The sequence below is a fragment of the Duganella callida genome (genome assembly GCF_004614165.1).
GTDB lineage: Bacteria > Pseudomonadota > Gammaproteobacteria > Burkholderiales > Burkholderiaceae_D > Rugamonas > Rugamonas callida.
This window is the reverse complement of the sequence record NZ_SPVG01000217.1, coordinates 1-5781: the sequence shown is the minus strand read 5'-3', so window position 1 is coordinate 5781 and position 5781 is coordinate 1. Positions and strand designations below refer to the sequence as shown.

At 67.2% G+C, this 5781-nt stretch carries 6 protein-coding genes and 1 pseudogene; 2 read left to right on the top strand and 5 right to left on the bottom strand.

The annotated features are described in order from the left end of the window. On the top strand, window positions 1–499 hold a 499-nt coding region (locus tag E4L98_RS22070), incomplete at its 5' end, for a molybdopterin cofactor-binding domain-containing protein (RefSeq protein WP_135203697.1). A gap of 6 nt (window positions 500–505) precedes the next feature. On the opposite strand, the gene E4L98_RS22065 is transcribed toward E4L98_RS22070, so the two are convergent. The 4 genes from E4L98_RS22065 to yjgA all read right to left on the bottom strand — a co-directional run bounded on the left by E4L98_RS22065 (window position 506) and on the right by yjgA (window position 3047). Continuing rightward, window positions 506–997, bottom strand: coding sequence for a PEP-CTERM sorting domain-containing protein (locus E4L98_RS22065; protein WP_229257510.1), 492 nt, complete (start codon window positions 995–997; stop codon window positions 506–508). 184 nt (window positions 998–1181) lie between these two features. Next, on the bottom strand, window positions 1182–1850 hold the full coding sequence (locus tag E4L98_RS22060; RefSeq protein WP_135203695.1) for an alpha/beta hydrolase: 669 nt from the start codon (window positions 1848–1850) through the stop codon (window positions 1182–1184). Continuing rightward, entirely contained in the window at window positions 1847–2458 is a 612-nt protein-coding gene (gene mog, locus E4L98_RS22055) for a molybdopterin adenylyltransferase (RefSeq protein ID WP_135203694.1), read from the bottom strand. The genes E4L98_RS22060 and mog overlap by 4 nt, the downstream gene beginning before the upstream one ends. Continuing rightward, on the bottom strand, window positions 2448–3047 hold the full coding sequence (gene yjgA / locus E4L98_RS22050) for a ribosome biogenesis factor YjgA (RefSeq protein WP_135203693.1): 600 nt from the start codon (window positions 3045–3047) through the stop codon (window positions 2448–2450). Before yjgA ends, mog begins: the two co-directional genes overlap by 11 nt. Before the next feature lie 94 nt (window positions 3048–3141). Between yjgA and pmbA the strand changes: the two genes are divergently transcribed. Continuing rightward, window positions 3142–4494 (top strand): metalloprotease PmbA, encoded by a 1353-nt coding sequence (gene pmbA / locus E4L98_RS22045; RefSeq protein WP_135203692.1) that lies wholly within the window; start codon window positions 3142–3144, stop codon window positions 4492–4494. A 413-nt stretch (window positions 4495–4907) separates the two neighbouring features. On the opposite strand, the pseudogene E4L98_RS22040 reads toward pmbA, so the two are convergent. After that, window positions 4908–5781 (bottom strand): annotated as a pseudogene (locus tag E4L98_RS22040) (alpha/beta hydrolase); the annotation flags it as partial.

Genomic DNA, 5781 nt, shown 5'->3' with positions numbered 1-5781 from the left:
CGCCGGCGGGCAGCCGCTGCAGGCCGACAGCGGCGCGGCGCCGGGCGCCGAGCGGCAGCGCTTTTCGATGCATTCGTTCGGCGCGGTGATGGTGGAGGTGCGGGTCGATCCGGAGCTGGGCACGCTGCGGGTGCCGCGCGTGGTGGGGGTGTACGACGTCGGCCGGCTGCTGAACGCCAAGACCGGGCGCAGCCAGCTGATCGGCGGCATCGTCTGGGGGCTGGGCATGGCGCTGAGCGAGATTGCCGAGCTGGATCCGCACACGGGGCGGGTGGTGAACGCCAATCTGGCCGATTATCACGTGCCGGTGAACGCCGATATCGGCGCCATCGATGTCAGTGTGGTGGCGGGGGCCGATCCGCAGTGCAATCCGCTGGGCGCGCGCGGGATCGGCGAGATCGGCATCGTCGGCGTGGCCGCGGCGCTGGCCAACGCCGTGTACCACGCCACCGGCCGCCGCGTGCGCAAGCTGCCGGTGCGGCTGGACGATCTGCTGTGAAGCCGATCAGGACTGGCGGCGGCGGCGCGCCACGGCCACCAGGCTCAGGCCGGCCAGCAGCATGCCGTAGGTGGCCGGCTCGGGAACCGCGCTGACGCTCAGCGAATAGTGGCCGCTGCCCTGGTATTCGGTCAGGGCGAAAGTGCCGAGCTTGAAGACGGGGGCGTCTTCGCTACCGCTGTAAAGCTGGGTACCGTCGGCCACCAGCAGCGTCATGCCGCCGTAGAAGTCGTCGATGGCCAGGCCGCCGTCCTGGCTGCTGTGGAAGAAGGTCAGATCGGCGACCGGCAGCAGCGCGCCGGTGTAGCTGCCTTGGACGTCGAACAGGGTAAAGCCTATTCCCAGACTGTAGCCGTCCGGCGCCGGGTTGGAATCCAGCTGCCAGCTGGCGGTGTAATCGCCGGTCAGCGAGAATTGGTAGGTGGCGGCGTTGACCACGCCGGTCCAGAGCATGACTGCCGCGATGGCGGCATGGCGCAAAAGCTGTTTCAGATTCATCGACATTTCCCCTGTGAGTTGGTGTTTACCGCGACACGTGTAGCGGGCGGTATTGGTAATTTACCATTTAATTATAATTTTTATATTTTCTGGCGTGCGCCGTTGTAATTCGGCACAGACAATGCAAACGGGGCCGGTCCGCGCGAGAGGAACCGGCCCCGGGGGCGTGCGGCGGGCGGGGGCGTCAGGCCAGCAGGCGGCGCAGCCAGGCGCTGATGTGCTGGACTTCTTCGGGGCAGACCGAGTGCGGCATGGCGTAGTCGTGCCATTCGACCTGGTAGCCCCATTGCTGCAGCAGGTCGCGCGAGGCGGTGGCGCGCGCCAGCGGGATTACCGGGTCCATGCGGCCGTGCACCAGGAAGATCGGGGTCTGTTTGCTGGCGGCCGTGTGCTCGCTGGCGGCTTGGGCGGCGATGGGCACGTAACCCGACAGGCACAGCATGCCGGCCAGCGGCTGCTGCTGGCGCAGGCCGGTCTGCAGGGTCATGGCGCAGCCCTGCGAGAAGCCGGCCAGGATGATGCGCTCATTGGGGATGCCGCGGGCGTTTTCGCGGGCGATCAGGGCTTCGATCTTTTGCTGCGAGGCGCGCAGGCCGGCTTCGTCTTCCTGGCGGCCGAGGTCGGTGGCGACGATGTCGTACCAGGCGCGCATCACGTAGCCGCCGTTGACGGTGACCGGCATGGTGTCGGCGTTGGGGAAGATGAAGCGGATCGGCGGCAGGCCGGCCAGGTCGAGCTCGGGGATCAGCGGCACGAAGTCGTTGGCGTCGGCGCCCAGGCCGTGCATCCAGATGACGGCGACGGTGGGGTTGGCGCCGGTTTCTTTTTCAATGGTCTGCAGTAAGCTGCTCATACGTTTCCTTGGGGACGGCGGGCGGATTTGGGGCGGAACGCCTGGCACACGGCCGGGTCGGTTTCCATGTAGGGACCGCCGATCAGGTCGACGCAATAGGGCACGGCGGCGAAGATGCCGCCCACCAGGGTGGCACCGGCGGCGTCCTTGAGGCCGCCCAGGGTTTCGGCGATGGCCTTGGGCTGGCCCGGCAGGTTGAGGATCAGCGCCGCGTGGTCGGCCGTCTCGCGGATCACGGCGGTCTGGCGCGACAGGATGGCGGTCGGCACGAAGTGCAGGCTGATCTGACGCATCTGTTCGCCGAAGCCCGGCATTTCCTTGCTGCCGACGGCGCGCGTGGCTTCGGGCGTGACGTCGCGGCGCGACGGTCCGGTGCCGCCGGTGGTCAGGATCAGGTGGCAGCGGGCGTCATCGCACAGTTCGGTCAGGGTAGCCTCGATCTGCGGCCGCTCGTCGGCGATCAGGCGGGTTTCAAGGCGGTAGGGCGTGGTCAGCGCGCCGGCCAGCCAGGCTTGCAGCGCCGGCAGGCCCTGGTCCTGGTAGACGCCGCCGCTGGCGCGGTCGGAGATCGAGACCAGGCCGATCAGCAGGGTCGGTTCACTCGTCATCGGCGTCCGCCGCGTCGTCGTCGTCGCCGGCCGGGGCGTGCTTGGCCGCGTCCAGCTGTTTCAGGATCTGGAAGATTTCGCGGTAGGCCTTGGGCGGCTTGTTCTCGGCCTGTTCCTTGCGGGCGTTGCGGATCAGGGTGCGCAGGTGCTGCACGTCCAGTTGCGGATGCTCGGACAGCAGGGCGGTCAGGGCATTGTCGTCGGCCAGCAGTTTTTCGCGGCGGCGTTCCAGCGCGTGCATGGCGGCGGTTTCGGCCTTGGAGGCGCCTTTCCAGCTGTCGACGGCGGCCTGGATCAGCGCCACCTCGTGCTGGTCCAGCGTGCGCATCTTCTTGCCGATGAACTGCAGCTGGCGCCGACGGCCTTCGTGGTTGCTGATGTTCTGGCATTCGAGGATGGCGTCCAGCACGTCTTCCGGCATCGGCACTTTCTTGACGCGGTCGCGCGGCGCCTCGACCAGGGTTTGGCCGAGCTTTTGCAGCGCGTCCGACTGGCGCTTCATTTCGGATTTGGAGGGACGCTCGTAGTCGTCTTCGAATTCGGCCGAGCTGAAGCCGACGCCGCCGCCGCTGCGGTTGGGATTTACCATAATATTAACTTTCACGCGGGCGCGTGGCCGCGCCCTTAAACTGTAAACGACTGCTATGATAACTGTTTTAGCGGCCATTCAAGAAAAACTGCCCATGAGCGATACCCATTTTACCCACACCCAGGACCAGCTGAAGCAGCTCGCGCGCGATGTGCTCGGTTATGCCCGACAGCAGGGCGCCAGCGATTGCGCGGTCGAGATCAGCGAAGGCAGCGGCCTGTCGGTGTCGGTGCGCAAGAGCCAGATCGAGACGATCGAACAGAACAAGGACAAGGGCATGGGGGTGACGGTGTTCATCGGCCAGCGCCGCGGCAATGCCTCGACCTCGGACTTTTCGCCGGCGGCGCTGAAGGCGACGGTGGAGGCGGCCTACAACATCGCCCGCTTCACCGCCGATGACGATTGCGCCGGCCTGGCCGACGAAGATCAGCTGGAACTGGCGCCGCGCGACCTGCAGCTGTTTTATCCGTGGGACATCAGCACCGCCGAGGCGGTGGAGCTGGCCAAGCGCGCCGAGGCGGCCGCGTTCGCGGTCGATGCGCGCGTGACCAATTCCGAAGGCGCCGGCGTGCACGTGCAGCAGTCGCATTTCGTCGCGGCCAATTCGCGCGGCTTCATCGGCGGCTATCCGTATTCGCGCCACACCCTGTCGGTGGCGCCGATCGCCGGCAAGGGCGCGCACATGCAGCGCGACGACTGGTACACCTCGGTGCGCGACGCCTCGAAGATGGCGGCGCCGGAAGCGATCGGGCGCTATGCGGCCGAGCGCGCGCTGGCGCGGCTGCACGCGCGCAGCCTGGAAACCCGCCAGTGCCCGGTGCTGTTCGAGGCGCCGCTGGCGGCCGGCCTGCTGGGCGCCTTCGTGCAGGCGACGTCAGGCGGGGCGCTGTACCGCAAGTCGACCTTCCTGCTCGATTCGCTGGGCAAGCAGGTGCTGCCGCAGCACGTGCAGATCCATGAAGACCCGCATGTGCCGGGCGGCGTCGGCTCGGCGCCGTTCGACGAGGAGGGCGTGCGCACGGTCAAGCGCGATGTGGTCAAGGATGGCGTGGTGCAGGGCTATTTCCTGTCGACCTATTCGGCGCGCAAGCTGGGCATGCAGACCACCGGCAATGCCGGCGGCTCGCACAACCTGTCGCTGACCTCGTCGCTGACGCGGCCCGAGGATGATTTCGCCGGCATGCTGCGCAAGATGGGCACCGGCCTGCTGGTCACCGAGCTGATGGGGCAGGGCACCAACTACGTCACCGGCGATTATTCGCGCGGCGCGGCCGGTTACTGGGTGGAGAATGGCGTGATCCAGTATCCGGTGGAGGAGATCACCATCGCCGGCAATATGAAGGAGATGCTGGCGCAGATCGTCGGTGTCGGCAACGACGTGCTGATCCGCGGCACCAAGCAGACCGGCTCGATCCTGATCGAGAACATGGTGGTGGCCGGCTCCTGAGCGGCTTTCAGTCGCCGCGGCGGCGCGTGTGGCGGCGGCGCTCGATGCCGACGCCGCGCGGCTCCAGCTTTCCAGGCAGTTGCGGCGCAGGTAGATGTCGCGCCATCCGCCCGGCTGGCCGTAGTTGCGCGCCATCCATTCGCGCAGCGCGATCAGCGTGATTTCATCGACCGGGCGCAGGTCTTCGCGCTTGCGCATCTGGTAGTCCAGTTCCATATGGATAGGATGGCTCGGGTCCATAGTGTTTGCCTGCTTTTGTCTGAAAATGCCTGCGAAATGCCGGCCTCTGTCATTGTCAGACGGGTCGCTCAGAGGGAAGTTCAGTGCGGCGCGGCGAAAAAGCAGGCATATGCCAGACAATTTCAGACAAAATCAGACATTTGGTAAAAGGGTCGCCCCGGGGGGATATACGCTCACCGGCATAGCTTGCTTATCGGCTGGCCGCAGGCGATCAGGCGGCCGACGTCGGGATTGGTCAGGTAGTCGAGGTGGGCGCTGTCGGGCCGCTCGAGCAGGCCCAGCCACGTGTCCGCGTTGGAGACGATGATGTTGTAGACCGTCACGCCGTCCTGCGCATAGCGTTGCGGTTCCAGCGTGTACGACAGCAGATCGTTGGGATCGGAAAACGCCACCAGCGTCAGCGGCCGCGCCGTGCCGGCTCGCTCCGCGCGCAGCCGCTTGCGCAACAGCAATTGCAGGCTGTCGGGCGGCGCCGCCACCTGCTCGGCGGGCAGCGGCTGATCGGCCAGCGACAGCAGCGGAATCTGGTTGGCCGCCATCACCAGCAGGCGCAGCCGGTCAATCGCGCGCTGCGCCGCCAGCGCGGCTGCCGAGCCGGGCGGCTCCTCGCTCATGCGCAACAGCGTATCGAACAACAGCTTGCTGCCCATGCTGTGCGCGATCACCACCAGCGGCGCCGCCTCGGGCGCCTGCGCCATCACCTGCAACACCGCCGCGCGCAGGCGGCGCTGCATGGCGTCGCGCGCCACGCCCTGGTAGATCAGGGCGTCGGACAGGCAATCATCGATCAGGCCATCCTTGAAGCGCGCATTGAGGCGGGCGCGCGCGTAGGGATACGGCGGCGCGTCCGTGCACTGCGCCGACTTGCCGCTCTGGTCATAGCACAGCTGGCGCTTGAGCGCACTGGTCAGCGGCGACCAGATCAGCGCGTCGAAGCGCAGGCGGCCGGCCGGGGTGGCAAGCGTGAGGGGCACGATCTGCACCTCGTCCGCGTCCGCCGCCGGGGTCGATGCTGCGCCGGCAGCCGCTTGGGCCGTCGTGCCGGGC

Bases quoted from the DNA above. Each gene is read 5' to 3' on its own strand.
- E4L98_RS22065 (WP_229257510.1), bottom strand. From the start codon at position 997: ATGAATCTGAAACAGCTTTTGCGCCATGCCGCCATCGCGGCAGTCATG.
- E4L98_RS22060 (WP_135203695.1), bottom strand. From the start codon at position 1,850: ATGAGCAGCTTACTGCAGACCATTGAAAAAGAAACCGGCGCCAACCCC.
- mog (WP_135203694.1), bottom strand. From the start codon at position 2,458: ATGACGAGTGAACCGACCCTGCTGATCGGCCTGGTCTCGATCTCCGAC.
- yjgA (WP_135203693.1), bottom strand. From the start codon at position 3,047: ATGGTAAATCCCAACCGCAGCGGCGGCGGCGTCGGCTTCAGCTCGGCC.
- pmbA (WP_135203692.1), top strand. From the start codon at position 3,142: ATGAGCGATACCCATTTTACCCACACCCAGGACCAGCTGAAGCAGCTC.